Genomic DNA, 26,439 nt, shown 5'->3' on the forward strand with positions numbered 1-26,439 from the left:
CGGTCCCGTCGAGGCGAGAGCGACACGACCGCGGTGCCGCGCCGGCGCGGCACCGCGGCACAGCTCCGGTCAGCCGCTCAGGTGGCGCTCCATCCACTCCGCGGCGGTACGGCGGAACAGCCGCCGGTTGTCCGCCCGTCGGAAGTCGTGGCCCTCGTCGCGGAGCGTCAGCAGCTCGGCCGTCAGCCCCCGCTCCCGCGCGGCGCGCACGACCTGCTCGGACTCGCCGGGCGGGACGTTGGTGTCGTGTTCGCCGTGGACCGCGAGCAGCGGTACGCGCAGCTCGTCGATACGGCTCATGGGGGACAGCGCGCGTAGCAGCTCCCGGTCGCGCACCGGATGGCCGTACTTGTGCGCCGCCGACTCCGCGATCCACGGCTCGGTCCCCGCGAAGAACGTCGTGAGGTCGGACATCCCGCACACCGCGATGCCCGTGCGAAACAGCTCCGGATGCCATACGAGGGAGGCCAGCGTCAGGTAGCCGCCGTACGAGCGCCCCATCACCGCGAGCCGGGTCGGGTCCGCGCGGCCGGTCAGGACCGCGTGTGCCGCGCAGGCGGCGACATCGTCGATCGCAGCGAACCGCCCCGTACCGAGGTCGGCGTCGACGAACGACCGTCCCCAGCCGGACGAGCCGCGGACGTCGGGCGCGAAGACGTCGAGTCCCCGGCCCAGCAACTCGTGGTACAGCGGGTCGAACACGGGCCGCTCCTGCTCCTCGGGCCCGCCGTGCAGATGGATGACGCACGGCGCCGGACGGCCGGTGTCGCGGCCCGGCGCCCGGTAGTACCAGCCGCCCAGCGGCAGCCCGTCCCGGGCGACCGGCCGCAGCGGGACGGGCCGCACGGGCGGCCTGCCCGGCGGTACGGCGTCCTCGTCCCGCGACGACCACGGCGTGCGCGCCGAGGGCGCGCCCGGGGGCACCCACCACACTCCGGGGCGGCGCTGCGAACCGGAGAGCGCCAGCACCATCCCGTCCGGTCCGGACCGGGTGATCCGCGTGACCACCTCGTGCGGCAGTGGCACGTCCCGGGGCGGCGCGGTGCCGGTGGCGGCCCCGCTGGACACCTGCCCGGCCGCCGGGAGGCCCAGGGTCTGGAGTTCGACGGCGCCCCGCACGTTCCACGCGAGGGCGGCGGTGCGGCCGTCCTCGGCGAAGGCGAGGAGCTCCAGGTCGCTGTCCTCGCGCTCGGCCACGACGGACAGGCCGAGGCGCGTGCCGCCCTCGTCCAGCGCGGCCGCGAGCAGGGCCGCGAACTGCCGTTCGTGGTCGCTCCGCAGCCACAGCGTGTGGCCGTCCGGCGCGAAGCGGCCGATCCACGGATCGCCGTCGGCGACCCGCAGCACGGACCCGGCGCCGAGGTCGGCGGTGCGCACGACCACCGCCTCGCGTCGGCCGCGCGGCCCTCTCCGTACCAGCGCGAACCGCTCGTCCTCGCTGATGTCGCAGACGCGCAGCGTCGCGGCCCCCGACTCGGTGGCGAGGAGTGCGGGCGACCGGACCCCGTCGGGGTCGACCAGATACGCGCTGAGCCGGTCCCGCGCCCCGTCCAGGCCGTCCGCCCCACCCAGCTCGCTCCGCCGCGCCGCGTCCAGACCACCCGCCCCGCTCAGGTCGCCCAACCCCACCCCGTCCAGGCCACCCGCCCCGCTCAGGTCGCCCAACCCCACCCCGTCCAGGCCACCCGCCCCGCTCGGGTCGCCCGCCTCGCCCGCCGCACCCAGCCCCATTCCGTCCAGGCCGTCCAGGCCACTCCACTCACCTCGCGCCGCCGCCCCGTCGGGGCCGCCGGCGCCACCCGCCTCGCCGTGCCACAGACGGTCCGGCGGCGGTTCCGCCACCGTGACCGCCAAGGCCGAGCCGTCCCGCGTCCAGCAGCCCAGGTACGCCGAGCTGTCGGCGTCCGCGCCCGCCACGACGCGGCGGCCGGTGCCGTCCGGGCGTACGCACAGCACCCGAGTGTGCTCGCCACCTCCCGGGGCCACCGTGTAGGCGATCCATCGCCCGTCCGGGGACCAGGCCACCTCCGTGACGGGATCGGGGTCCGCGTCGAGCAGGTGGATCTCCGAACCGTTCACCGGCCCGGTCCAGAGCTGGGGCACGCCCGTACGGTCACAGATGAATGCCACGCGCTCACCGGTGGGATCCCCGGACGGATACCAGCAGCCGTGGGAGATCAGCGGTTGGGGGGTGTCCCACGGGCCCGCCGCGTCGGCGAGCGGCACCTGCACGGGCGCGGCCGACGCGGCCCCGGGCACAGCCCCGGGCACGACTCCTGGCATGGCCCCCGGCGCGGCTCCGGTCAGTTGATCCCGTGTGTCTGCAGCCATATCTCCAGCAACGCTACGTGCCACAGGGCGTTCGCTCCCCGCTTCGTCCGGTGACGGTCTGGGGCGGCGAGGAGTTCCGCGAGGTATTCGTCGCGGAAGACGCCCCGCGCCCGGGCCTCGGGGGCGGCAAGGGCCTGACGGACCCGTTCGAGGACCGGCCCCGCCATGTGGCGGATCGCCGGAACCGGGAAGTAGCCCTTGGGCCGGTCGACCACCTCGCGGGGCAGGATCATGCGGCCCGCGTCCTTCAGTACGCCCTTGCCGCCCTGCGCCAGCTTCAGCTCCGGCGGGCAGGCGGCGGCCAGCTCGACCAGCTCGTGGTCGAGGAACGGCACCCGGGCCTCCAGGCCCCAGTCCATCGTCATGTTGTCCACGCGCTTGACCGGGTCGTCGACGAGCATGACGTGCGTGTCGAGCCGCAGCGCCGCGTCGAGCGCGGTCTCGGCCCCGGGCACGGCCATGTGCGCGCGGACGAACCTGCCGGACTCGTCGTGCGGGGTGAGCAGGTGCGGCTGGAGGATCCGCGCGAACTCGGAGTGCGGCCGGTCGAAGTACACCTCCGCGTAGGTCTCCGGCTCGCGCTCCCGCTCGACGGCGGCCAGGTCCGGGTACCAGCGGTACCCGGCGAACACCTCGTCGGCGCCCTGGCCGCTCTGGACGACGCTGACCTCCTTGGAGACCAGCTCCGACAGCAGGTGGAAGGCGACCACGTCATGGCTGATCATCGGCTCGCTCATGGCCTCGACCGCCCCGTCCAGGGCGGTCGACACCCGGTCCGAGGGCACCATCAACTGGTGGTGGTCGGTGGCGTACCGCCGGGCGATGAGGTCCGAGTACGCGAACTCGTCACCCTCCTCGCCGGCCTCAGTCTCGAAGCCGACGCTGAACGTCGCCAGGTCCTTCTGGCCCGCCTCGGCCAGCAGACCGACGATCAGGGACGAGTCGAGCCCGCCCGAGAGCAGCACACCGACCGGCACGTCGGCGACCATGCGGCGCCGTACCGCCGTCCGCAGCGCGTGCAGCACCGCGTCACGCCAGTCGGCCGCGTCCATGCCCGCGTACTCGGCGCGGCGGGTGTACGACGGCTGCCAGTAGCACCGGTCGTGGTGGGAGCCGTCCGGCTCCACCACGCGCACCGTGGCGGGCGGCAGCTTGCGCACCCCGTTGAGCACGGTTCGCGGCGCGGCCACCGTGGCGTGCCAGCTCAGGTACTGGTGCAGCGCGACGGGGTCCAGCGATGTGTCGACGCCGCCACCGGCGAGCAGGGCGGGCAGCGTGGAGGCGAAACGCAGCCGGCCCGGCCCGTGGGCCAGGTACAGCGGCTTGATGCCGAGCCGGTCGCGGGCCAGCACCACACGGCCGGTGTCGTTCTCGACGATGACGAACGCGAACATGCCCTTGAAGTGATCGACGCAGTCGGTGCCCCACTGCCGGTACGCCTTCAGTACCACCTCGGTGTCCGAGGTGGAGAAGAACCGGTGCCCGAGGGCCCGCAGTTCGTCCCGTAGCGCCTGGTAGTTGTACACACAGCCGTTGAACACGCCCGTCAGCCGGGCCTCGGTGTCGGCCATCGGCTGCGCACCGCGCTCCGACAGGTCGATGATCTTCAAGCGCCGGTGGCCGAGCGCCACGGCGCCCTGCGACCAGATGCCCCGGCCGTCGGGTCCTCGGGCCGCGAGGCGGTCGGTCATGCGCTCCACGGCGGCCACGTCGGGCCGCCGGTCGTCGAAGCGGATCTCACCACTCAGGCCGCACATGCCGCACCTCCCTGCCGTGCCGCACCCGCCCCGGCACGTCCGGGCCCTCGCAGTCCTCCTCGACCTCATATGAAACGGTCACCACAACTCCTCGAAGACAGGGAGCGAGCGTCTGTCCGCCGTTCGGTTCCACGGTGCAAAGGCGGCCCGCTCCGCTTCGGCGGGTTCCCCGTTGATCGCGGAGCATGCCTCCGCCGAACCGCACGGCCCCGCCATGCGGCCGGCCCCGGCCCACCACCGCGGCCCGCACCCGGCCGCCAGGCGGAGTTTTTGTCCCGTTTCGCGGGGCAGCCGGAGCCCCATGGACCATGCACAGGCACCCGTACTCGACGCATTGGCCGCGTACCACGTGGAGAACCAGACACCTTTCACCCCACCCGGCCACAAGCAGGGACGCGGCGCCGACCCCCGCGTACGCGCGATCCTCGGCGACGCCGTGTTCCAGTCCGACGTCCTCGCCACCAGCGGCCTGGACGACCGGACCTCGTCCCAGGGCGTCCTCGCCAAGGCCCAGGAGCTGATGGCCGACGCCGTCGGAGCGGAGCACACCTTCTTCTCGACCTGCGGCAGCTCCCTCTCGATCAAGGCCGCCATGCTGTCCGTGGCCGGACCGCACGAGAAGCTGCTCGTGGGACGCGACGCCCACAAGTCGGTGGTGTCGGGCCTCGTCCTCGCCGGGATCGTGCCGGTCTGGGTGGACCCCCAGTGGGACGCGGAGCGGCACCTCGCCCACCCGCCGTCCGCCGACGCCTTCCGCGCCGCCTTCGCCGAACACCCCGACGCGCGGGGCGCCCTGGTCACGACGCCGACGCCGTACGGCACCTGCTCCGATCTGGCCGCCATCGCCCGGACGTGCCACGAGCACGGGGTGCCCCTCATCGTCGACGAGGCATGGGGTGCTCACCTCCCGTTCCACCCGGACCTGCCCACCTGGGCCATGGACGCGGGCGCGGACGTGTGCGTCACGTCCGTCCACAAGATGGGCTCCGGGCTGGAGCAGGGCTCGGTCTTCCACCTCCAGGGCGACCTGATCGAACCCGAGGTGCTGAAGAACCGTGAGGACCTGCTGGGCACCACGAGCCCTTCCGTCCTCGTCTACGCGGCCCTGGACGGGTGGCGCCGCCAGATGGTCCAGCACGGCCACGCCCTCTACGACGACGCGCTCGCCCTGGCCAAGGACGTACGGGCGCGGATCGCCGAGATCGACGGCATGCACGTCCACGGTCGCGACGACTTCTGCGGGCCCGGCCGTTCCGCCGCCCTCGACCCCCTCCAAGTGATCGTCGACGTCACCGGGCTCGGGACCACCGGTTACCGGATCGCCGACTGGATCCGCGCACACCACCGGATCAACCTGCATCTCTCCGACCACCGCCGCACCAGCGCGCAGCTCACCCACGCCGACGACTCCCGTACCGCCAACGCCCTGCTCGCCGCGCTGCGCGACGTCGCCGCCCACGCCGACGAGCTGCGGCCCGCGCCCCGGGTGGAGGTCCCGGACCCGGCGGACCTCCGTCTCGAACAGGTCATGCTGCCGCGTGACGCCTTCTTCGGGCGGGTCGAGCAGGTGCCGTGGGAGTCGGCCGTCGGCCGCGTCAGCGCCGAGATGCTCACGCCGTACCCGCCGGGCATCCCGGCGGCGCTGCCCGGTGAGAAGCTCAACGCCGAGGTGCTGCGCTACCTGCGGAGCGGCGTCGAGGCGGGCATGGTGGTACCGGACGCCGCCGACACCGAGGTCAAGACCGTCCGCGTGACGGTCGAGGACTGACGTCCGGCGCCCGGCCCGGCGCCCGGACCCGCAGTCAGTCCGGCACCCGGCCCGGCGCCCGGACCCGCAGTCAGTCCGGCACCCGGTCGGCGCCCGGTCCGGCGCCCAGGTCAGCGCCCCCGGCCCGGTGGCGGCCGGGGGCAGCCCGACGCCGGGCCGCGCGTCACAGCCCCGCGGCGGCCTTCTCCCGGAACCGGTCCCAGGCCCGCTCCGGCACGTCTTCGCGCAGCAGGACGTCGGCCGCCGTGCACGCCAGCGCCTCCGCCGCGGCCAGCATCACCCGCCGCCCACGGGGCCCGGCCGCCGCCTCCGCGAACGGGGGCGTGTGATCGGAGCCCTCCGACCCCATGATGGCGACGAAGGGATGGATCGCGGGCACCCGCGTGCTGACGTTGCCGATGTCGGACGACCCCAGGTACACACCCGGCACGGGCTCCGACAGCCGGATGCCCGCCCGGTCCAGGTGGTGGGCGAACAGCCCGGACAGCACGTCGTTGTCACGGAAATGCTCGTACCGGCCGCCCACGTCGGTCACCTCCACTCGCGTGCGGGTGGCCAGCGCCACGCCCTGAGCGCAGGAACGCAGCTCCTCCACCAGCTTCTCCAGGGCCGAGGTGGTCCCGCCGCGCAGCCCGAACAGGCCCTCCGCGTACTCGGGGACGATGTTCGTGGCCCGGCCGCCGTCCGTCACGATGCCCTGGATGTGCGATCCGCCGGGCAGTCGCCGGTCCAGGACGCCGAGTGTGTTGAAGAGCTGGATCAGCGCGCCCAGCGCGTCGATCCCCTCCGTGGGGCTGCCGGTGGGGTGCGCGGCGCGCCCGTGGAACCCGACGCGGACCTGGGCGCTGGCCGTCAGCGGCGCCCATGCCCAGTCGTAGACGCCCGGGTGGAACATCAGCGCCGCGTCCACCCCGTCGAACAGACCCGCCTCCACCTCCGTGACCTTGCCGCCTCCCCGCTCCTCCGCCGGAGCCCCGACGGCCAGCAGCGTCCCGTCGACCTCGCCGAGCGCGGCCCGCAGAGCGGTGGCCGCGCCGAGGCCGGCCGACGCGATCAGATTGTGGCCGCAGGCGTGCCCCAGCAGCGGCAGAGCGTCGTACTCCATCAGCAGGGCCACACAGGGCCCGTCGCCCGCCGTGGCCGCCCGGCCCGTCCGTGCGACGAAGGCGGTCGGCATCCCGGCCGCCCCGCGCTCCACCCGGAACCCCTCCCGCTCGAGTTCGCCGGCCAGCAGACCGGCCGCCCGGTGCTCCTCGTAGGCCGTCTCGGGTTCGCGGTGCAGGGCGAGGCTCACGTCCCAGAGCCGGTCCGCGCGGGCGGCCACCTCCTCCCTGATGCGGGCGTAGAGGGAATCGGGGGTATGTGACACGGTGGCCTCCTCGAGTCGGCTGTCGCTGCCCTCCGCTCGTGTTCCACGACTCCGGCGCCCGATGCCTCGAAGCGGCCGCGGATGCCGCCCGAGGGCGTCCGCACGCACGGAAGGGGGGCCCACCGGGCGGGCGGGCCCCCGTCACGCGTACCGTGCGTGCGCCGTGCGCCTCAGCGGGTGACGACGTGCCGCTCGTCGGGCACGCAGTGCGTCATCGTCAGTCCCTCGACGTCCCGGGGCGGGTTCTCCCCGAGGTTGGCCAGGCGCTTGCGGTCCTCCTCGGTGAGGTCCTGGCTCGCGAGCGGCTCCAGGTGCGCCACGTCCTGCGGGGTGATGCCGATGCCCTCGCCGACGCGCAGCCCCAGGTCGTTCTCGACCAGGAGGAAGTGCCACACCATCCGCTCCTGCACCGGCCGGTCGCACTGCTTCAGCAGGTTGATGAAGTTGTGCACCAGGTCGTCCCGCTCCCACTGCTCCATCAGCAGATAGCGCTGGCCGGCCTGCATGTAGTCGTTCGTCCGCTCGATCCGCTTACGGGTGAGCCTGCCGCGGATCTCCGGACCCTGTTCGTCGTGCGTGGGGTACTGGCCCTCGCGCAGACCGCCCCGGATCGACGGTTCGTAGTTCACGTCCGGGTTCTCGCCGGCGCCGTCCACGTGGTACGTCATGAACCCGTCGCGCTGGTTGGTGCGCACGTCGGCGTTCTTGGCGTGGTTGACCGGCAGCTGGAGGTAGTTCGGACCGACCCGGTAGCGCTGGGTGTCGCTGTACGAGAAGGTCCGGCCGACCAGCATCTTGTCGTCGGAGAAGTCCAGGCCGTCGACCAGCACCCCCGTACCGAAGGAGATCTGCTCGTTCTCGGCGAAGAAGTTCTCCGGCATCCGGTTGAGCACCATCTTCCCGACCGGCTTGGGCGGGAAGTCCTGCTCGGGCCAGGTCTTGGTGTCGTCCAGCGGGTCGAAGTCCAGCTCCGGGTGGTCGTGGTCCTCCATCATCTGGACCAGCAGTTCCCACTCCGGGTAGTCGCCGCGTCCGACCGCCTCGTACAGGTCCTTGGTGGCGTGGCCGAGCCCCTGCGCCTGCACGTTGGCGGCGTCCTCCTCCGTCATGCTGCGCACACCCTGCTTGGGCATCCAGTGGTACTTGACCAGGACGGTGTCGCCCTCGGCGTTGACCCACTTGTACGTGTTCACGCCGAAGCCCTGCATGTGCCGGTAGTCGGCGGGGATGCCACGCGGGCTGAACAGGTTCATCAGCATGTGCATGGACTCGGGGGTCTGCGACATGAAGTCGAAGATCCGCCGCGGCTGCTGCTCGAAGGTGACGGGGTCCGGTTTGAGGGAGTGGATCACGTCGGGGAACTTGATCGCGTCCCGGATGAAGAACACGCCCAGGTTGTTCCCGACGAGGTCCCAGTTGCCGTCCTCGGTGTAGAACTTCACCGCGAACCCGCGCGGGTCGCGCGCCGCCTCGGAGGAATCACGGCCACCGATCACCGTCGAGAACCGGACGGCGAGGTCGGTGCGCTTGCCCCGCTCCTGGAAGATTTTGGCGCGGGTGTAGCGGCTGATCGGCTCGTCGCCCCAGGAACCGTACGCCTCGAAGTACCCGAAGGCGGTGACCCCGCGCGCGTGGACGACACGCTCCGGGATGCGCTCCCGGTCGAAGTGGCTGATCTTCTCCAGGAACTGGTAGTTCTCGAGCGTCGCCGGACCCCGGGACCCGACGGTGCGCTGGTTCTGGTTGTCGTAGACAGGGTGCCCCTGCCGGTTGGTGAGTACCTTCCGGTCGTCGCCGGGTGCGGGACCCTGGCTCGAAACGTCCGTCACGATCCTCGGCTCCTCTGCTGCATTTGTTCCGACTGCGTCCTATACGTCGCAGTATGCTCCGTTACCCGCCCATCGGGGACGTCTAACGGGCTCCCGTCGAACCGCGCCCCTAAGAACGTGATCCGTATGTGGCCGGAAAGCAGGACGGAAACGCGGCAAGCTGGTGACCATGAACCTGTCCGACCCGGAGCACGGCCTGAACTCCGCAAGCGTCCTGAACGCCAAGAAGACCCTCCACGAGCTCCTCGGCCGCGCCGGTGTGTCCGCGGCCGAGGCGGATGTCCTGATCGCGCTCGTCGAGGCGGGCGCCCTCGCGCACGCGCATGGTGAGGTCGGCGCCGCGGAGGGCGAGGCTCCGACCGAGAAGGGGGAGCTCTACGACACCGGCCGGCACGACGGCGCCGAGGCCGTCAGAGACGAACTTCGCCGCCTCGCCGAACGGACCCTGCGGCGGGCCACCGCGCCGACGGTCCCCGCACATCGGCTGCCGCCCGACGGCCGTAGCGCGCACGCTCCGGTCGGCCGGGTGGAGGTGGAACGGACGAACGTCGCGGTGACGGCGCTGTACCTCACCTTCACCCAGCCGTCGGACCTCGACCCCGAGATGGCGGACGAGGTCCTCACAGCGGTCCTCGGCACGATGAGCGCGCAGCAGAGGGCGGGATACCCGGGCCGGCTCGACGCGTTCGCCGAGACTCACGGGGAGAGCCTGGCCCGCCTGTACGCGGAGTACGGCCCGGGCAGCGGCATCGCCGTCCACGGCCGCCATTCTCTCGCCCACTCCCCCACCAGCATCGCCGTGCTCGAACGGCTCGACACCGCGACGGATGCCCTGTACGCGGCCTGGGACGGGGCGGAGCTGCCTCCCGGGTGGCTGGACGGCCTGGCGGCCGCGTGGAGGGCTTGCCTCACCTGACGCTCCCCGGGCAGGGCTCTCAGGTGCCGTCGATCAACGCGTCGGCCAGGGCCGGAGAGAAGACTCCGGCCGCGGGAGAACCGGCCGGGCACTCCGACGAGTCGCCGTCCGAGTCACCCGGGTGCTTGATCCACAGCAGGTACTCGGCACCGCCCGTGCCGGCCTGGGACGGAACGCCGAGCTTGCGCCGGGGCGGGTTGCAGAAGCCGACGTGCCCGCTGTCCGGATCACCAGGGGTGACGTAGGCACCGTTGCCGTTGCGGGAGGTGTCGACCACCCACCTGCTGGTCACGCCGAAGTCGGCCTGGAGCTGTGCCGCGAGGCGCCGGCCGTAGTCGTTCGACACGCCCGTGTCGTCGAAGTTGGAGACGTTCACGGAGAAGCCCCGGGCCATGGAGATCCCGGCCCGGTTGAGCAGCTCGGCCATCTTCTTCAGACCGATTCCCTGAGCGCCGGTGCCGTCGGAGCCGAGAGTCCAGGTGAAGTTGCCCGCGTCCAGGTACGTCTGGACGAAGCGGCCCTGTTCCCGCAACCGCTGGTTCGCGAACCAGAGGGCGTCGAGGCGCTGTTCGAGGCCCCCGTTCATGCACGCCTCGTTCGCGGCCATAGGCACCGCGTCCGGTTCCAGCACGACGATCGCCGGACGGCCGGCGAGGCCGAGGGCGAGGTCCGCGATCCACTTCTTGTACGCCTCGGGGCTCCCCGCTCCGCCGGAGGAGGGGCCACCGCAGTCACGGCCGGGGATGTTGTACGTGACCAGTACGGGGATCTCGCCCTTCGCGGCGGCCCCGCCGACATAGGCGCTCACCTCGTCGCGGACGCCGGTCGCGGGGTTGCCGTCCGCGTCCCATCCACCGAACCACTTCACGGTGGCGTGGTCCCCGATGGAAGACCTGATCCTCGCGGCACGGGGGTCGCCCGGGTTGGCGTTCGCCCAGGTGTAGGCGTTGTTGTGCGGGTCGGTGTAGAAGCCCTCGCGTGCGGTGGACGTGGTCAACGAGACGTTGTCGAGGGTGATGTCGGTCCGCTCGCTCTGGTTGCCGAGCAGGAAGGTGACCTGCCCGGCGGCTGTGTCCAGTTCGGAGGTGAAGGTCCAGCTGAAGTGCTGGAAGGTGGTGTCGAGACCGATGGTTCGGGAGAGGGTGCCGGTGTAGGGCGCTTCCCCGAGCTGCACGGAGGTGGCTATCCGTGTCGCCCGGGAGGCCATGGCGTCGAAGGAGAGGGTGTACGTCGCCCCCTTGCGCAGGGTGAGTCCACCTTGCCCGGCCATGGTGTCCCAGGTGTTGCCGCTCCCGGCCTCGACGGTGGTACGCAATTGCCCTTCGGGGGTGGCGCGGGCGGACGCGTCGGCGCTGGCCCACCACGAGTCGGTTCCGGCGGAGAACGAGCCGTTGAGCACCAGCTCGCCGTAGAGGGCGGGAGTGGGAGGGGCGGCCGACGCGGTGGGGGCGAGGACGGTGCCCAGCAGCGCGGCGGCGAGCGCGGGCGCGGCGGCCAGGCGTCGCCAGGGGGCTGTGAAAGTCACGGAGGACGAGTCCTGTTCGGTCTCTGCCGGCGGACTCCGCCGGCCGAATACGGCGGAGGGCCCGATGACCCTCCTCGCGATCATGATCGCAGAACTCGCGTCTCCGTCACCCTGCTTCACAGAATCCGGGGCTTCCGCTCCGGCACCCTGGTCCAAAGTCCCCCGGGCGGGATACGACCCTGTGTCTTCCGTAACTCCCGGATCGATGCCACGCCATAGAACATCAGGGAAATTGCGCAGTGCGGGGTGCGCCTCGCCCGAATCCTCGATATCCGGATTCGTCGAATGCCGTCGCCGATTCTCCACCGCCGGGAAATGCCGTGCGGCCCGTCACCACCGTGGTGACGGGCCGCACGGAACTTTCCGCGCGGAGCGGTGCTGCTACCACCGGTACCAGCGGCCGGTACTGCCCTTCGGGCGGGCGACGAAGCCGATCAGCCATACGACCAGCACGATCACCGCTATCCACCACAGCGCCTTCACGGCGAATCCGGCACCGAACAGGATCAGGGCCAACAGGAGAACGAGTAGCAGGGGAACCATAGTTATCTACCTCCGCAGCATCATGTGCCCCACGTTTACAGCCCTACACGCACGAGATTTCGACCTCTTTCAGGGAGCGTCGCGCGACGAATTCCGGTGACGTCAGCGGGATCGGTTCAGGAGCGGGCTCGAGAGCGGAGGTGTGCCGGGCGCACGACCCGCCGCCGACGAGCGGGCGCATGGTCCGCGCGGTACTAGGCTCGGGGCCGTGAGCAGCGAGGCAGCGGGTGACACGGTCGCAGCGGGTGGGGTGCGGTACCGCCAGGAGGAAGTGGCCCGGGCGGCCGGCGTCAAAGTCCGTAACCTGCGCTACTACCAGGAGCGGGGGCTGCTGCCTCCGCCCCGCCGTGAGGGCCGGATCGCCTGGTACTCCGAGCAGCACCTGGCCCGGCTGCGCCTGATCGACGATCTGCTCGGCCGCGGCTACACGGTGAACGGCATCGCCGAGCTCCTGGCCGCCTGGGAGCAGGGCGGTGGTATCGGCCAACTCCTCGGTCTGGAGCGGGAGATGACCCGCGACTGGGCGCGGGAGGAGCCCGTCACGATGAGTCTGGCCGAGCTGCGTGAGCTGTTCGGTCCGGCGGCGACGCCCCAGGACACCCGGCGGGCCGCCGCCCTGGAGTACGTACGGGTCGACGGGGACACCGTCACCTTCCCCAGCCGCCGGCTGCTGGAGGCGACGCTGACGCTGGTGCGCCAGGGGTTGCCGCTCGGAGAGATTCTGGAGGCGGGGGACTTCGTCCAGCATCAGGCGGCGGCGCTCGCGGACCGGTTCGTCGCCCTCTTCCGCCGTCATGTGATCGGCCCGGAGGGCCTGGAGCGGCTTTCGGCCACGCAGTTGGATCACATCGCGGAGGCCGCGTCGGCGCTGCGCCCGGTGGCGGCGGAGGTCGTGGCCGCCGAATTCGCGCGTGCGATGGCCAGGAGGGTCGAGGCGGAGGTCGCCGCGCTGCTGCGTACGGAGCAGTAGGACTTGTCCGAAAGGCAGCGTCCGCACAACCTTGCCAACCGTCATTGGCACTCTTACATTCAACTCCACGGTCATACCGGCGAGTAACGATCTCGCGCGACCGGTTGGCATCAGATCGCACCAGATCGCGCGCCCGATCACTCCGGCTCGGACCGGATCGCACTCCCCACCACCCCACCCATTCAAGGGGGTCCTGTCATGCAACGTGGCTTACATGGCTTAGACAATTCAGGCGACGTGGGCGACGGCCGGGTGAGATGGCGTCGTTTCGCCGTCCTGGCAGTCCCGGGCATCGCCCTCACGGCGGGCCTCGGCATCGCCCTGGCCCAAGGGGCGCTCGCCGCCTCCTTCGCCGTCTCCGGCCAGCAGTTCAAGGTCTCCGCGACGAGCCTGACCGGCAAGGGCTTCGCCCAGTACGGCAGCGTGGACGTCAACGCCCGTGAGGAACTCATTCCGGTGGCGGTCACCGCCATCAAGGAGGCCGAGCTCAAGAGCCTCTGCCAGTCGGTGGTCACCTCGCTCCCGGTGATCGGCGACATCTCGCTCAACCTCACCGCCGGGCAGAAGACCCCGGTCGAGGCGACGAACCTCTTCGTCGACGCCACCCAGCTCTCGGGCAACGCGGCGTTCACGAACATCGAGATCGGCCGTGACGCCTCCACCCTGGACAAGGGTCCGGAGGGCGCCCAGGGCATGCAGGACCTGTTCGCCCAGCAGGCCGACACCATCACGATCACCGATCTGCGGCAGACGGCGTGGGCCACCAACGCCGGCACCTTCAAGCTCTCCGGTCTGAACATGAAGATCAGCAAGGGCACGAAGGAATGCTTCTGACCCGCTACCGGACGCGGTTCCGGCGGTGGCGCCGCAGCCGGCCGTTCTGGGGCGGGCTCGTCACCGTCCTCGCCGGGGCCGAGATCTGCGCCCTGCCGCTCGCCCCCCTGAAGGTCATGCTCGCGCAGGGTGTGGCGGGTATCCCGTCCGTCCTGATGGGCCTCGTGATGGTCGTGCTCGGCGTCTCCGTCTGGTTCGCCCCGCACTACCGCACCCTCGCCGGAATCGTCACCACCCTCATCGCCGCCTTCGCGCTCGTCCTGTCCAACCTCGGCGGATTCCTCGCCGGGACCTTGTTGGGCATCCTCGGCGGCGGCCTCATGTTCGCGTGGCAGCCGAGCGTCCCCAGGCCCGGCACTCCCGAGGAGACCACGGAATCCGACGGAACCGGGCGAGCCGCTTCGTCCGCACCGCACGACACCCCCTCCCACGCACCACACTCCGATCCCCAAGGAGCACAGCCATGAGCCGCACACCCACCACCCTCGCCCTCGGACTCGCCGCGGTCGGCGCACTGACCTTCGGCACCGCGTCCGCCACCGCCGCACCGTTACCGACGGCGGCGGCCGGCTCGACCACGGTCACCCCGGCCGGCCACGCCTTCAAGGCCACGCTGAGCGGCAAGGCCACTCTCAAGGCCGGCTCGGTCACCATCACCTGCACGGTCTCGGTGGCCACCGGCGCCGTTCCGGCCGCCCCCGGCAACCACAACCCGGCCGGTCCGGTCGCCTCCCCCATCTCCGCCCCGACCTACAGCTCCTGCACCTCCAGCACGGCGGGCGTGACGCCGACGGTCACCACCAGCGGCGCCTGGCAGGTGTCCATGCAGAACGGAGCTCCGATCACCGCGACCATGACCGTCCCGACGGGCGGTCTCGTGGTCAAGACGACCGGTCTGGCCTCCTGCACGGTCGTCGCCGCACCGACCGCCGCGGCGAACGTGCCCGGCACCTGGACCAACGGCGCCCCGTCCTCCCTGACCTTCACCAACGCCTCGGTCCCGATCAAGGTCACCGGCGGGTTCGGCTGCCCGACCAGCGCGACGAGCTCCACGTTCAACGCCGTCTACACGGTGACGGACACCACCGACCCGGCTCAGCGGATCGCGGTCACGTCGTAACGGCGTAGCGCGGGGCGGATGAACGATGCTGGGCGAGCCGTCGGCGGACGCGTCCCGATCCGGATCCTTACGCCGTACGCCTCTCCCAGCGTCTCCTTGCTCTGACTCGACGTCACGAACCGGCGGTCTTCCGCCGGTTCGTCATTCCGGGACCGGGCCCGCCAGCGCGGCCGCGGTGACGTGGGCGAACGCTTCCTTGTTGTCCAGCATGATGTTGTGTCCGCACTCCGGGATCGCGACCACGGACACCCCCGCCTCGGCAAGAGCGTCGGCGCCCGGGAGCGGGCCGTCGGCCTCGGGCAGCAGATAGGTACGGGGAATCTTCAGGTTCAGCAGGAGCTCACGCATGGTGGGGACGGTGCCCCGGACGAGGGAGACCGCGCTGCGGTGCAGGGCCTCACGACCGGTCAGGCGCATGGTGGCCCACCAGTGCGGACCGACCCGGTCCCGTACCTCCTCCCACCCTCCGGCCAGGAACGCCTGCTCGGAGTAGGCGGCGATGCCGCTGCTGCCGCCGGAGGCGGGCAGGCTCGGTATCGGGGGCGGGAGCGGATCGAGGTTGGCGTCGACCAGGACCAGGCGGGAGACCAGGTGCGGATGGCGTGCGGCCAGCACGATGGCCACCGAGCCTCCCATGCTGTGCCCGATCAACTGCGCACCGCTGACGCCCGCCACGGTCAGGGCGTCCGCGAGGGCATCGGCGTGCGACTCCAGGGTGTAGTCGAAGCGCGTGGGCCGGTCACTGAGGCCGTGGCCCAGGAGGTCGACCAGCAGCGAGCGGTGGCCGGCCAGCAGAGGGTGCACGGCGGCCTCCGTGAAGTAGGCGGCCGCGGTGGCGCCCAGACCGTGCACATAGACGCGGGACGGCTCCCGGCCAGGCAGCTCCAGCCAGCGAATCCGGTCACCCTCGGGCGTCACGACGGCACTGCGCACGATCCACTCCCCCTGCGCTCGACATCCATGGAGAGAAGAGGGTAACCACCCGCCCCCGCCGCCGGCCCTACGCGTTCCGACCCGTTCCGGCCGTTCCGGCGCGTTCGGCGAGGGCACCTCGTCAACGCCTCCGCGGCAGTCGACGCACCGTCACATCGTGAAGGATCCCATCCGCGACGGTCACCGTCATGAACGTGTGGAAGGGCTGGCGCCTGCGGTCCGTGGGAGAGCCGGGGTTGAGCAACCGCAAACCGCCGGGAGCGACGGAATCCCAGGGAATGTGGCTGTGCCCGAACACCAGGACGTCCAGGTCCGGGAAGCGTTCGGCGCAGCGCCGCTCGCGCCCGGTGGCCGCTCCGGTCTCGTGCACGACACCGAACCGCAGCCCGCCCAGTTCCGCGCGGGCCACCTCGGGCAGCCGTCGTCGCAGCGCAGGGCCGTCGTTGTTGCCGTACACACCGATCAGCCGACGCGACCTCGACGACAGCAGGTCCAGGGTGGCTTCGTCGATCCAGTCCCCGGCGTGGATCACCACGTCGGCCTCGTCGACACCCGCCAGGAGGTCGTCCGGCAGGCTCTTCGCCCGGGCGGGCACATGCGTGTCGGAGGTCAGAAGCAGCCGCATGACGTCAGCCTACGGGCGGAGCGTTCGCCTGCCGCCCATCGAGCTCCGATCGGACTCATCCCAGGGGTCGACCTCGGCATCAAGAACGCGTAAAGACTGCCGGGAACCGGCAGTGAACACCAGTGCGCCGCCGTGCAACGATCGCCTCCACGACGGAAACAGACGCACGGGGCGGGGTGGCGCACATGGGCTGGTTTCTCGGTCTCGGCATCGTGGGTCTCGTGCTGCTCGTTCTGTCCCTGGTCCTCGACGGGGTGGTGGAGGGGGTCCTCGACGGGCTCGGCGGGGGGCTGGACGGGTTTCTGTCGTTGCCGGTGATCGCGGGGTTCGTCTCCGCGCTCGGTTTCACGGGCGTGATCGCCCTGGGGACCACCGGCACGGGGGCGGGGGTCGCCACCGGTGCGGGCGTGGCGGCGGGGGCCGTCGCGGGCCGGCTGACATGGAAATTCAGCCGGGCGCTGATGCGCGACCAAGGCGCGCCCGCACCGCGAGGTGACGATCTGCGAGGCAGTTCAGGCTCCGTGGTCACGGCGATCCCGGCCGACGGCTACGGCGAGGTGCTGCTGCACCTGGGCGGGCAGCCGGTGAAGTACGCGGCGAAGTCCGCGGCCCCGGTCGGCCGGGGTGTCGAGATCTGGGTCGAATCGGTGCTCTCGCCGACCTCGGTCGTCGTGCGCCCGGTGAACCGCTGACCACCTCCGACCACCCCCCGCCCCGACCGGCCGCTCAACTCTCCGACTCCTGGGGGTCCTGTCATGAGTCCTGTCCTCATCGCCGTGGTGGGCATCGGCGTACTCGTCGTTCTGCTCGCCCTCGTCGTGGTCACGCGCTACAAAGTCGCGGGGCCCAGCGAGGCGTTCATCATCACCGGCCGGCGCGGCAAGCAGGCCACCGATCCGGCGACGGGGCGGGTGTTCACCGACAACAGCGGCCAGAAGGTCGTGGTCGGTGGCGGCGTGTTCGTCGTCCCGTTCGTGCAGCAGAAGTTCACCCTCGACCTGTCCAGCCGGCACATCCCGGTCGCGGTGCGCGGCGCCGTCACCCTGCGCGGGGTGAAGGCGAATCTGGAGGGTGTCGCGATCGTCAAGGTCGGTGGCAACGAGGACTCGATCCGGGCCGCGGCCCAGCGGTTCCTGATGCAGCAGGACGGGATCGTCGGCTTCACTCAGGAGGTGCTGTCCGGGGCGCTGAGGTCGATCGTGGGCCGGATGTCGGTGGAGGACATCATCCGCGACCGGGCCGCGTTCGCCGGGCAGGTCGCGGAGGAGGCCGAGGCGTCCCTGTCCGGGCAGGGGCTGGTGCTCGACGCTTTCCAGATCCAGGACATCACCACCGAGGGCTCGTACCTGGAGGACCTCGGCCGTCCCGAGGCCGCGCGCGCCAAGCAGGAGGCGGACATCGCCGAGGCCGTCGCCCGGCGCGCCGCCGAGCAGGCCCGGCTCAAGGCGGAGGAGGAGATCGCGATCGCGCAGCGGACCCTCTACCTGAAGCAGGCGGAGATCAAGGCGCAGACGGACGAGGCCGCGGCCCAGGCGAACGCCGCGGGTCCGCTCGCCGAGGCCGCACGGCAGCAGGACATCCTGAGCGAGCAGGAGAAGGTCGCGGAGAGGCAGGCGGCCCTGACCGACCGTCAGCTCGACACCCAGGTCCGTAAGCCGGCGGACGCCGCCCGTTACCAGGCCGAGCAGGAGGCCGAGGCCCGAAGGATCGCGCTGGTGAAGCAGGCCGAGGCGGACGCCCAGCGCTCCCGCCTCACCGGCGAGGGCGAGAAGGCCCACCGGGCCGCGCTCGCCGACGCCGTGCGTATCGAGGGTGAGGCGCAGGCGGCCGCCATCGCCGCGAAGGGCTCCGCCGAGGCCGAGGCGATGCGGAAGAAGGCCGACGCCTTCGCCCAGTACGGTGACGCGGCCGTGCTGCAGATGCTCGTCGAGGTGCTTCCGCAGGTGGTCGCCAAGGCGTCCGAGCCGCTGTCGGCCATCGACAAGATGACCGTCATCTCCACCGACGGCGCCGGCCAGTTGTCCCGTACCGTCGCCGACAACGTCGCCCAGGGCATGGAACTCCTCAGCTCCACCACCGGAGTGGACCTCGCCGCCCTGCTCCAGGGCATCACGCGGCAGAAGGGATCGGTCCCGGCCGGGGCGGCGCCTTCCGTCGACGGAGCCATCGAGGTCACCGACTAGATCGAGATCACCGACGGGGCGGAACGCCACCGGGGGCGCGGGCCCGCCGGGTGAACGGGCCGCGGACAAGGGGGTGACGCGTCGATCAGGCCGCCCTGCGCGATCGACGTCACACACCCTGGGGAGGATGCGAGCATGCTGCGGAACGAGCAAGGGAATCCGCCCGGGCACATGGTCGTCTGCGGGGACGACGGGCTCGCGCGCCGGCTGGCCGCCGAACTCCGCGACGTCTATCGCCAGCGCGTCGTCCTCGTCGTACCGAGCGAGCGGGCCGAGGGGCCGGAGCGAACCGCCGTGCCGAGGCTGCCACGCGCGGCCGGGCTGATGAGCCGGTTCGGCACAGCCATGGGAGGGGCGGGCGGTGCGGCGTCGGACGGCACGGGCGGCACGGGCGGCACGGGCGGCACGGAACCCCCGCCGGCGCCGGACGGCACGGCGCCCCCGCTCGTACGGGAAGTCCTGTCGTCCTCCCCGAGCGAGCGCGCGCTCCTGCGGGCCGAGGTGGGCGGGGCAGCGGCTCTGGCCCTGCTGTACGAGGACGACGAGACCAACCTCCGTGCCGCGCTCGCCGCCCGTCGCCTGAGCCCCGGCCTGCGACTCGTGGTCCGTATGTACAACCGCAAGCTCGGGTTGCACCTGGAGGAACTCCTCGACCAGGTCGCCCTGGTGGCCGCGCCGGGCATCGACCGCGCGAGACTCGACGCGTCCACCACCGTCCTCTCCGACGCGGACACCGCCGCGCCCGCACTGGCGGCCACGGCCGTCGCGGGGACGAGCAAGGTCGTCCAGGCCGACGGGCTGCTGCTGCGCGCCGCCGAGAGGACGCCGCCCGGCCGGGGCGAGGTACCGGACTCCGGCCTGTGCACGCTGGCTCTCCTGTCGTCCACCACCGCGGACCCGGCCGGTGCGGAGGGCTCGGACAGCAGCGCCGCGCAAGGCCCCGAGCTCCTGCCCGACGACCTCACCGTGGCGGGCGCGACCGGGCGCGGGACCGTCGTCCTGGAGGCCGTGCGGTACGCCGGGCCGACCGTGCCCACGCGGCGTCTTTCCCGTCGGGGCGCGCCCCTCGGCGAACTCTTCTCGAGCCGCCTGCGGTGGGCCCTCGCCGGCATCGTCGCCTCGGTGCTCGGACTGACCGTGGCCGCCACGGTCGCCACCGACGCCGACCCGCCGCACGCCGCGTACCTCACCCTGCTCGACCTGTTCTCGATCGGCGACCCGGCCGTGGGCGAACCTCTCTCCCGCCAGATTCTCCAGCTCCTGTCCGGCCTCGTCGGCCTGGCCCTGCTTCCGCTCCTCATCGCGGCCGGGTTGGAGGCGCTGGGCACCTTCCGGGGCGCCGGCGCCCTGCGACGCCCGCCCCGCGGCCTGTCCGGCCACGTCGTCCTGCTCGGCCTGGGCAAGATCGGCACTCGTGTCCTGTCCCGGCTCCGCGAACTCGACATTCCCGTGGTGTGCGTGGAGGAGGACCCCGACGCCCGTGGTGTCCCGCTCGCCCGGAGCCTCGGCGTCCCCGTCGTCCTCGGCGACGCCACCGAGGAAGGCGTCCTGGAATCCGCCAAAATCCACCGGGCACACGCCCTGCTCGCCCTCACCAGCTCCGACACCACCAACCTGGAGGCCACGCTCTACGCCCGTGGCATCAAGCCCGACCTGCGCGTCGCCCTGCGCCTGTACGACGACGACTTCGCCACCGCCGTCCACCGCACCCTGCGCACCGCCCACCCCGACGCCCTCACCCGCAGCCGCAGCGTCTCCCACCTGGCCGCACCGGCCTTCGCCGGCGCGATGATGGGCCGCCAGATCCTCGGCGCCATCCCGGTCGAGCGCCGCGTACTCCTCTTCGCGGCGGTGGAGGTGGCGGACAACCGTCTCCTCGCGGGCCGCACCGTCGCCGAAGCCTTCCGCCCCGGTGCCTGGCGCGTCCTCGCTCTCGACACCGCCACCCCCACGACCCGCCACCCCGACCTCGCCTCCATCCACCGGAACGGGGAGGACCACCAACTCCTGTGGGACCTCCACCCCGGATACGTCCTGCGCCCCGAGGACCGTGTCGTCATCGCCGCCACCCGCCGCGGCCTCGCCGAACTCCTCGACTCCCCGTCCGCCGCCGCCGCGGGTGCCCGGTGACCACCCGTACGGCCGAACCCGCCGCTATATGCGATCGACGGCGCCGCAGGGCACCGCGCACGGCCCGCCGACGGGGAAGGCGTGCTTCCTTCTAGTCGTGTCGCCCTCGTCCCGCCGTCCACACCGTTCCGCGCGCTTCGTACTCGAGCATCTCCTCCAGGCCGATCGCGGCGTCGACGCCCAGCTCCCGGCGCACCAGCCACAGGGCGAGGTCCAGGCCGGAGGTGACGCCGCCGGCCGTCACCAGGTCGCCGTCGTCGACGACACGGGCGTTCTTCAGGACGCCGCCCTGCCGCTGAAGGTCGGCGCGCGCCCGGTGGTGTGTGGTGCAAGGCCGTCCACGGGTCAGTCCGGCGGCCGAGAGCAGCATCACGCCGGTGCACAGCGCGCTGATGGTCAGCCCCGGGCGGGGCGCGCGGGCCAGTGCCCGGGGAAGCGCGCCGCGCCGGATCTCGGCCCACACTCCGGGGTCTTCCCGGCGCGCGTAACCGCCGCCGGGTACCACCAGGACGTCCGCCTCCTCCGGAGCCCAGCGGTGGTCGACGCGGATCGTGCTCCCGTATGCCGCCCGGACCGTGGGCGTGTCGTCCAGCGTGACGTAGCGGACGTCGACCTGCCGGTCGGTGAAGTGGTCGGCCGCCGAGAAGAGTTCGTAGGGGGCGGTGTAGTCGAGCTCTTCCACGCCGTCGAACATGACGACGTGTACGCGGAGGGGCCCCGTCCGCCGGGAAGCCGCCGCGGCCGGGGCGGGCGCGGGGGTGGCGGCGTGTGCCGAGGTGGTCGCGCCGGCCGCGAGGGACGCGGCGCCGAGCGCGGTGGTCGTGCGCAGCAGAGTTCGGCGGTTCATGTCTGTTCGGTTCTCCTCGTTCTCATGGGAAAGGGACGACGGAGCAGCCGTGTCCATGGTCAGCGGGCGAGCGGTTCGTCCGCGAGGTAAAGGGGCGCGGGGTCGTACTGGATCTCCCGGCGGACGGCGCCGGCGCGAAGGGGCCGCGTCCGGGGACGGCGAGGGGTAGGGCCGCGCCGAGCCGCTACGCGTGCCAGACGGTGCCGCGCCGCTCGTACTCCAGAACCTCCTCGGCGAACACCGCGGTCTCCGGGCCGAAGAACCGTTCCAGCAGCCACAGGCCCAGGTCGATGCCCGACGTCACCCCGCCGCACGTCACCAGGTCGCCGTCGTCGACGACCCGGCCGCCGACCACGCGACCGCCCTGGGCCTTGAGGTCGTCCTTGGCGATGTGGTGCGTGGTGCAGGGGCGCCCCGCCGTGATGCCGGCGGCGGACAGGAGCATGGTGCCCGTGCACACCCCGCCCAGGACCAGCCCGCGCCGCCGTGCCGCCGCCAGAGCCCGGGGCAGGACCCCTCGCCGCACCTCCCGCTCGACACCGGAGCCCTCGCCGTACCCGGCGCCCGGAACCACGATCAGGTCGGCCGAGCGGGGAGACCAGGGAGCACGGCAGACGATCTCCATACCGGCCGCGGTCGTCACCGTACCGGGCCCGTCGACAGTGACGAAGGACTGCGCGACGCGGTCCTCCCCGGTGATCCCGAAGACCTCGATGTGGCCGGCGAAGTCCTGTTCCTCCACACCGTCGTACAACACGGTGTGCACGCGCAGCGGCTCGCGGCGCGGACGTGCCGGTGCGGGGCCGGCCGCCCTCGCTCGGGCCGTACCGGCCGTGGCGTACGAAAGGCCGGCACCGGTCACGACGGCGGCACCGGAGCGGAGCAGACCGCGCCTGGGCGTACGGGACAAGGGATCCTCCGTGAAGACGTGAACGTGCCCCCAGCGTTGCCCGTCGAGGGGCCACCGGGGCGAAGACGCGTTCAGTCTTCCGACGGACGGGGAGCGCCGACAGTGGCGCTCATGCCCGAGGTGCGCAAGATACGGCCAGACCGACGGCCGTTCGCCGGCGTCACCCGCGGAAGGCCGCCCGGTACGCGGAGGGGGTGGTTCCGACCTGTCGGGCGAAGTGGTGGCGGAACGTCTCCACGGACCCGAATCCGGTGTCCTCGGCGACCCGCCGCATCGGCAGGTCGGTGCTCTCCAGGAGTTCCCGCGCGCGCTGCAGGCGCTGGGCGAGGAGCCAGCGGAGCGGCGTGGTCCCGGTCTGCGCGCGGAAGTGCCGTGCGAGACTCCGCCGGCTCATCATCGCGTGGGCGGCGATGTCGGCGATGGACAGCGGCTCGTTCAGCTTGTCCCGCATCCACCGCATCGTGCCGCCGAGGTCGGCCGAGTCGCACTCCGGGACGGGGTACTGGATGAACTGCGCCTGCCCCCCGGCTCGTTGCGGGGGCATGACCAGCATGCGGGCGACCTCCGCCGCCACGACCGCGCCGTGGTCGCGGCGCACCAGGTGCAGGCACAGGTCGAGCCCCGCGGCGATCCCCGCCGAGGTCAGGATCTGTCCCTCGTCCACGAACAGCACCGACGGATCGACCCGGGTACGGGGGAACTGTTCGGCCAGCGAGTCGGCGAACCTCCAGTGCGTCGTCGCGTTGCGGCCCTCGAGCAGTCCGGCACGGGCGAGCACGAAGGCTCCCGTACAGATGGAGGCCACCCGCGCTCCCGCGGCCGCCGCCTCCCGCAGCAGGCCGACGGCGCGCGGGTGCGGGATCTGCTCGGCCGGGACTCCGGGGACGATGACGGTGTCGGCGTCACGGACGTCCTCCCACCGGTACGAGGACGACACCTGGAAGGGCTGTGCCGGTCCCGCCATCGCCGCGACGTCGCGGTCGGTGCACACACGTACGTCGTACGCGGGGGACCCGTCCGGACGGGTCGCGAGCGCGAACACCTGGCAGGGGATGGCCAGATCGAAGGCCGACACGTCATCGAGCGCGAGGACCGCAACCACATGCATACGGCCGGACCCTACGACACCGGGCCGCCCCGCCCCTCACTCGGGCGCCTCGACGGTACGGGAGAAGGTGCCCTCGATCTCGTCGAGGATGCGTGCCGCCTCCAGGAGGGCGGTGCCGTGGACGGGCCACTCCCCGGGATGGTCGAGAGGGCCGTTCCGCGCCATGGTCGCCACGTCCTCGTAGCGGCGCGCGGCGTCGTCGAGGCAGGCGCGGAGCCGGTCGGGGTCCTCCGGTCCGTGGGGCGGGGCGAGACATTCGAGCGCTGCCGCGGTGCCGTGCAGCAGCTGGGCGTAGGAGGGGAGGAAGTCCGCCGACACGGACGCCTCCGGTGTGCGGGACGGTCCGGACGAGGAGGCTGAGGCCTCTGGGTCGTACTCCAGCGCACGGGCGATGGACCGGATGTGGGTGCCTATGCGCTCGACCATGCTGATGGTCTCGTGACAGCGCTGCAGGGCTTCCTGCGCGCTGCTCCACCGGCGCCGGGGATTGAGCTTGGTGTTCTCGTGCTCCCTGTCGAGCACCGCGCGCGCGTGCGTCGCCTGGGCGGCCAACTCCTCGCAGCGGCGCGGCCAGTCCTCCCGCGCGCGCTCGTCGTCGGTCCTCCCCTCGGCGGTACGCGCCAGGGTGCGGAGCAGGCTCTGGACGCGGGCGGCCAGGTCTCCGACCCGTTGCTGGGCGGTGTCCGTGTGGGGCGAGGGGGCGATCGCGAAGTGCGCGACGAGGCCGCAGCACACGCCGATGGTGGCGGACCCCACGAGGTGCCCGATGTAGTCGATCTGTCCGCCCCCGCCGGCGAACGCGAAGAGGGCCACGACCGGAACTTGGGTGCCCTGCCGACCCAGCAGGTCCAGGCGGGCCACGAGCAGGGCGGTGAAGACCAGGACGCCGAGGCTCCAGGCGTGGACGCCGACGGTGCCGCCGAACCCCGCCGCCACGGCGGTCCCGATCGCCATGGCTCCGAGGTACTGCGCGGAGTCCCACAGCGACCGGTAGACCGTGGACTGCAGGGCCAGCAGCGCGGTGAAGGGGGCGAACGCGGTCACGGTCGAGGGCAGCAGCCAGGAGGACAGACACCAGGCGACGGTGGCGGCGGCGGCTCCCTTGAGCAGCAGAAGCATTCCATCGCGCGCGTCGCCGGGCCCGCGCACCGCCCCGGTCACGAAGTCCCGCGCGCTCAGCAACCGGCTTCGGCACCAAGCCCTCGCCTTGGCCGTCGGGTCGGACACACCTCTCCCTGTCCTTCGTCGAAACCCCTGCTCACCCCCTCGGGAGGGTGCCGGCAAGGAAGACGATCAGCTTTCCGGATCCTCGTGCAGACCTCGCGTACCCCTTTTACGGGCATGTACGTCCATGTCCTGAGGTCGCTGCGGGCGGGCACCCGGCCGTCGGCGCCCTGATGCCCGGACCGGCGCTGCGGGCCCCCGACGGGCGGGGCAGCGCTGCCGGACCGCCGTGGTCCCCTGCACCCCGGTCGTACTACGTTCGCGGAAGTCCGGTACCCGCGCCAGGCCTCGTGGACCCGGCCCCGATCCACCGGACACTGCCTAGTGAACTGAGTCGGAGATCCATACGCAGTTCCTGCTGGACACCTAGTGCATCGGCGGCGGCCGATGAGCCTGTGGCCAGCAGCGTTCGTGAGCGCCCTCGGATCTATGCGGATGGACCGCAGCGACGATCTACCGAAGAACCTCCGACTCAGGTCACTGGACGATCGCGCCGAGGGCGACCTCGGTGGCTCGGGCGATCAGCGCGTCGACGCGTTCGGCGTCCTTGGTGCCGCGGCGGGAGAGGACGGCCAGGGCGATCGGTGCGGCGCCGGGGGGCCAGAGGATGGCGATGTCGTTGCGGGTGCCGAAGCCGCCCGAGCCCGTCTTGTCACCGATCTGCCAGTCGTCAGGGGCGCCGGCGCGGATGGTGTGGTCGCCGGTGGTGTTGCGCTTGAGCCAGTCGGTCAGCACGGCTCGCTTGTCTGCGGGGAGGATGTCGCCGAGGACGTAGGCGCGCAGGTCGGTGGCGAGGGCGCGGGGCGTGCTGGTGTCGCGGAGGTCGCCGGGGGCGGCCTCACTGAGGTCGACTTCGTAGCGGTCGCACCGGGTGACCCGGTCGCCGAGGCCGCGCAGAACGTCCTGCAGCCCCCGGGGTCCGCCGAGTCCGCGGAAGAGGAGGTTGGCCGCGGCGTTGTCGCTGTAGCGGACGGCGGCGTCGCACAGCTCGCGCAGGGTCATTCCGGTGGCGACGTGCCGCTCGGTGATCGGTGAGTGGCTGATGAGTTCCTCAGGGCCGTACCGCACGAGCCGGTCGAGCTGCCGGAGGGAGTTCCTGTCCAGCACGGCGCCGGCGAGCAGTGCCTTGCAGGTGGAGGCGTAGGCGAAGCGTTCGTCGGGCCGGTGGACGACGGTCCGGCCGCTGCCGGTGTCGAGCGCGTAGACGCCCAGCCGGGCGTCGAACTTCCTCTCCAGTTCCCCGAACGCGCGCTCCGTACGGGGATCGGCGGGCGTCGACGAGGAGGGCTTGGAGGCGGGTGGTGTCGGGCCGGACGGGGTCGGCGAGGCGGCGTCCGGGGCGGCCGTGCATCCGGGGAGGGGCAGGGCCGCGAGCCCGGCCAGGGTGGCGAGTACGGCACGGCGGGAGGCGAGGGTTCGGGTGTGCATGGTGTGCGGGCCTTCTCTTGTGAGGTTCGTTCGTACGGAGTGCTCGCATCGCGGCACGGGCGGCCGGCCGTCGGCCGAGCGGCGACCAC

The 26,439-nt window shown here is 72.1% G+C and carries 22 protein-coding genes; 9 read left to right on the forward strand and 13 right to left on the reverse strand.

The annotated features are described in order from the left end of the window. Window positions 1–69: 69 nt before the first annotated feature. Both ABZY12_RS21405 and ABZY12_RS21410 read right to left on the reverse strand, forming a co-directional pair. Window positions 70–2,283, reverse strand: a complete 2,214-nt coding sequence (locus ABZY12_RS21405) for a prolyl oligopeptidase family serine peptidase (protein WP_356892658.1) — start codon at window positions 2,281–2,283, stop codon at window positions 70–72. Window positions 2,284–2,303: 20 nt separating this feature from the next. Beyond that, window positions 2,304–4,088 (reverse strand): N-acetylglutaminylglutamine amidotransferase, encoded by a 1,785-nt coding sequence (locus tag ABZY12_RS21410; protein WP_356892583.1) that lies wholly within the window; start codon window positions 4,086–4,088, stop codon window positions 2,304–2,306. A 301-nt stretch (window positions 4,089–4,389) separates the two neighbouring features. On the opposite strand from ABZY12_RS21410, the gene ABZY12_RS21415 reads away from it, so the two are divergent. After that, window positions 4,390–5,856, forward strand: a complete 1,467-nt coding sequence (locus ABZY12_RS21415) for an ornithine decarboxylase (RefSeq protein WP_356892585.1) — start codon at window positions 4,390–4,392, stop codon at window positions 5,854–5,856. A gap of 163 nt (window positions 5,857–6,019) precedes the next feature. Here the strand turns inward: ABZY12_RS21415 and ABZY12_RS21420 are convergent, their stop codons facing one another. Then, complete coding sequence (locus ABZY12_RS21420; RefSeq protein WP_356892587.1) at window positions 6,020–7,225, reverse strand: amidohydrolase; 1,206 nt, start codon at window positions 7,223–7,225, stop codon at window positions 6,020–6,022. Between the two features lie 170 nt (window positions 7,226–7,395). Further along, window positions 7,396–9,054, reverse strand: a complete 1,659-nt coding sequence (locus tag ABZY12_RS21425; protein ID WP_356892588.1) for a catalase — start codon at window positions 9,052–9,054, stop codon at window positions 7,396–7,398. 169 nt (window positions 9,055–9,223) lie between these two features. On the opposite strand from ABZY12_RS21425, the gene ABZY12_RS21430 reads away from it, so the two are divergent. Continuing rightward, entirely contained in the window at window positions 9,224–9,970 is a 747-nt protein-coding gene (locus ABZY12_RS21430) for a hypothetical protein (RefSeq protein WP_356892590.1), read from the forward strand. 19 nt (window positions 9,971–9,989) lie between these two features. On the opposite strand, the gene ABZY12_RS21435 is transcribed toward ABZY12_RS21430, so the two are convergent. Together ABZY12_RS21435 and ABZY12_RS21440 are read right to left on the reverse strand one after the other, a co-directional pair. Next, a complete protein-coding gene (locus ABZY12_RS21435; protein ID WP_356892592.1) occupies window positions 9,990–11,495 on the reverse strand; it encodes a glycoside hydrolase family 6 protein in 1,506 nt (501 codons plus the stop codon). Window positions 11,496–11,876: 381 nt separating this feature from the next. Continuing rightward, complete coding sequence (locus tag ABZY12_RS21440; RefSeq protein ID WP_356892594.1) at window positions 11,877–12,038, reverse strand: hydrophobic protein; 162 nt, start codon at window positions 12,036–12,038, stop codon at window positions 11,877–11,879. A gap of 208 nt (window positions 12,039–12,246) precedes the next feature. On the opposite strand from ABZY12_RS21440, the gene ABZY12_RS21445 reads away from it, so the two are divergent. The 4 genes from ABZY12_RS21445 (at window position 12,247) to ABZY12_RS21460 (ending at window position 14,962) form a co-directional block, all read left to right on the forward strand. Then, the gene (locus ABZY12_RS21445) at window positions 12,247–13,008 is read left to right on the forward strand and encodes a MerR family transcriptional regulator (RefSeq protein WP_356892596.1); all 762 of its coding nucleotides are present in this window, start codon (window positions 12,247–12,249) and stop codon (window positions 13,006–13,008) included. 198 nt (window positions 13,009–13,206) lie between these two features. Continuing rightward, window positions 13,207–13,842, forward strand: coding sequence for a DUF6230 family protein (locus tag ABZY12_RS21450; RefSeq protein ID WP_356892598.1), 636 nt, complete (start codon window positions 13,207–13,209; stop codon window positions 13,840–13,842). Next, window positions 13,833–14,309, forward strand: coding sequence for a DUF6114 domain-containing protein (locus ABZY12_RS21455; protein WP_356892600.1), 477 nt, complete (start codon window positions 13,833–13,835; stop codon window positions 14,307–14,309). Before ABZY12_RS21450 ends, ABZY12_RS21455 begins: the two co-directional genes overlap by 10 nt. After that, on the forward strand, window positions 14,306–14,962 hold the full coding sequence (locus tag ABZY12_RS21460; protein WP_356892601.1) for a hypothetical protein: 657 nt from the start codon (window positions 14,306–14,308) through the stop codon (window positions 14,960–14,962). The genes ABZY12_RS21455 and ABZY12_RS21460 overlap by 4 nt, the downstream gene beginning before the upstream one ends. A gap of 141 nt (window positions 14,963–15,103) precedes the next feature. Here the strand turns inward: ABZY12_RS21460 and ABZY12_RS21465 are convergent, their stop codons facing one another. Together ABZY12_RS21465 and ABZY12_RS21470 are read right to left on the reverse strand one after the other, a co-directional pair. Then, entirely contained in the window at window positions 15,104–15,895 is a 792-nt protein-coding gene (locus tag ABZY12_RS21465; protein ID WP_356892602.1) for an alpha/beta hydrolase, read from the reverse strand. 121 nt (window positions 15,896–16,016) lie between these two features. Continuing rightward, window positions 16,017–16,520, reverse strand: a complete 504-nt coding sequence (locus tag ABZY12_RS21470) for a metallophosphoesterase (RefSeq protein WP_356892603.1) — start codon at window positions 16,518–16,520, stop codon at window positions 16,017–16,019. A gap of 185 nt (window positions 16,521–16,705) precedes the next feature. On the opposite strand from ABZY12_RS21470, the gene ABZY12_RS21475 reads away from it, so the two are divergent. The 3 genes from ABZY12_RS21475 (at window position 16,706) to ABZY12_RS21485 (ending at window position 20,833) form a co-directional block, all read left to right on the forward strand. Then, window positions 16,706–17,212 carry a hypothetical protein gene (locus ABZY12_RS21475; RefSeq protein ID WP_356892605.1) on the forward strand — a complete coding sequence of 169 codons (507 nt, stop codon included), beginning with the start codon at window positions 16,706–16,708 and terminating at the stop codon, window positions 17,210–17,212. Between the two features lie 63 nt (window positions 17,213–17,275). Then, complete coding sequence (locus ABZY12_RS21480; RefSeq protein WP_356892607.1) at window positions 17,276–18,703, forward strand: SPFH domain-containing protein; 1,428 nt, start codon at window positions 17,276–17,278, stop codon at window positions 18,701–18,703. Between the two features lie 135 nt (window positions 18,704–18,838). After that, window positions 18,839–20,833 carry an NAD-binding protein gene (locus ABZY12_RS21485; RefSeq protein WP_356892609.1) on the forward strand — a complete coding sequence of 665 codons (1,995 nt, stop codon included), beginning with the start codon at window positions 18,839–18,841 and terminating at the stop codon, window positions 20,831–20,833. Between the two features lie 91 nt (window positions 20,834–20,924). Here ABZY12_RS21485 and ABZY12_RS21490 read toward each other — a convergent pair whose 3' ends face one another. The 5 genes from ABZY12_RS21490 to bla all read right to left on the reverse strand — a co-directional run bounded on the left by ABZY12_RS21490 (window position 20,925) and on the right by bla (window position 26,350). After that, window positions 20,925–21,680: a DJ-1/PfpI family protein gene (locus tag ABZY12_RS21490; RefSeq protein ID WP_356892611.1), complete on the reverse strand. Its 756-nt coding sequence runs from the start codon at window positions 21,678–21,680 to the stop codon at window positions 20,925–20,927. A gap of 184 nt (window positions 21,681–21,864) precedes the next feature. Continuing rightward, complete coding sequence (locus ABZY12_RS21495; RefSeq protein ID WP_356892660.1) at window positions 21,865–22,452, reverse strand: DJ-1/PfpI family protein; 588 nt, start codon at window positions 22,450–22,452, stop codon at window positions 21,865–21,867. 298 nt (window positions 22,453–22,750) lie between these two features. Next, window positions 22,751–23,698, reverse strand: coding sequence for a helix-turn-helix domain-containing protein (locus tag ABZY12_RS21500; protein WP_356892613.1), 948 nt, complete (start codon window positions 23,696–23,698; stop codon window positions 22,751–22,753). A gap of 36 nt (window positions 23,699–23,734) precedes the next feature. Further along, the gene (locus ABZY12_RS21505) at window positions 23,735–24,925 is read right to left on the reverse strand and encodes an aromatic acid exporter family protein (protein WP_356892615.1); all 1,191 of its coding nucleotides are present in this window, start codon (window positions 24,923–24,925) and stop codon (window positions 23,735–23,737) included. A gap of 474 nt (window positions 24,926–25,399) precedes the next feature. Continuing rightward, window positions 25,400–26,350 (reverse strand): class A beta-lactamase, encoded by a 951-nt coding sequence (bla, locus tag ABZY12_RS21510; RefSeq protein ID WP_356892617.1) that lies wholly within the window; start codon window positions 26,348–26,350, stop codon window positions 25,400–25,402. Window positions 26,351–26,439 lie beyond the last annotated feature (89 nt).

Origin of the sequence: Streptomyces sp. NPDC006551 (assembly GCF_040611675.1) — a bacterium.
Lineage (GTDB): Bacteria > Actinomycetota > Actinomycetes > Streptomycetales > Streptomycetaceae > Streptomyces.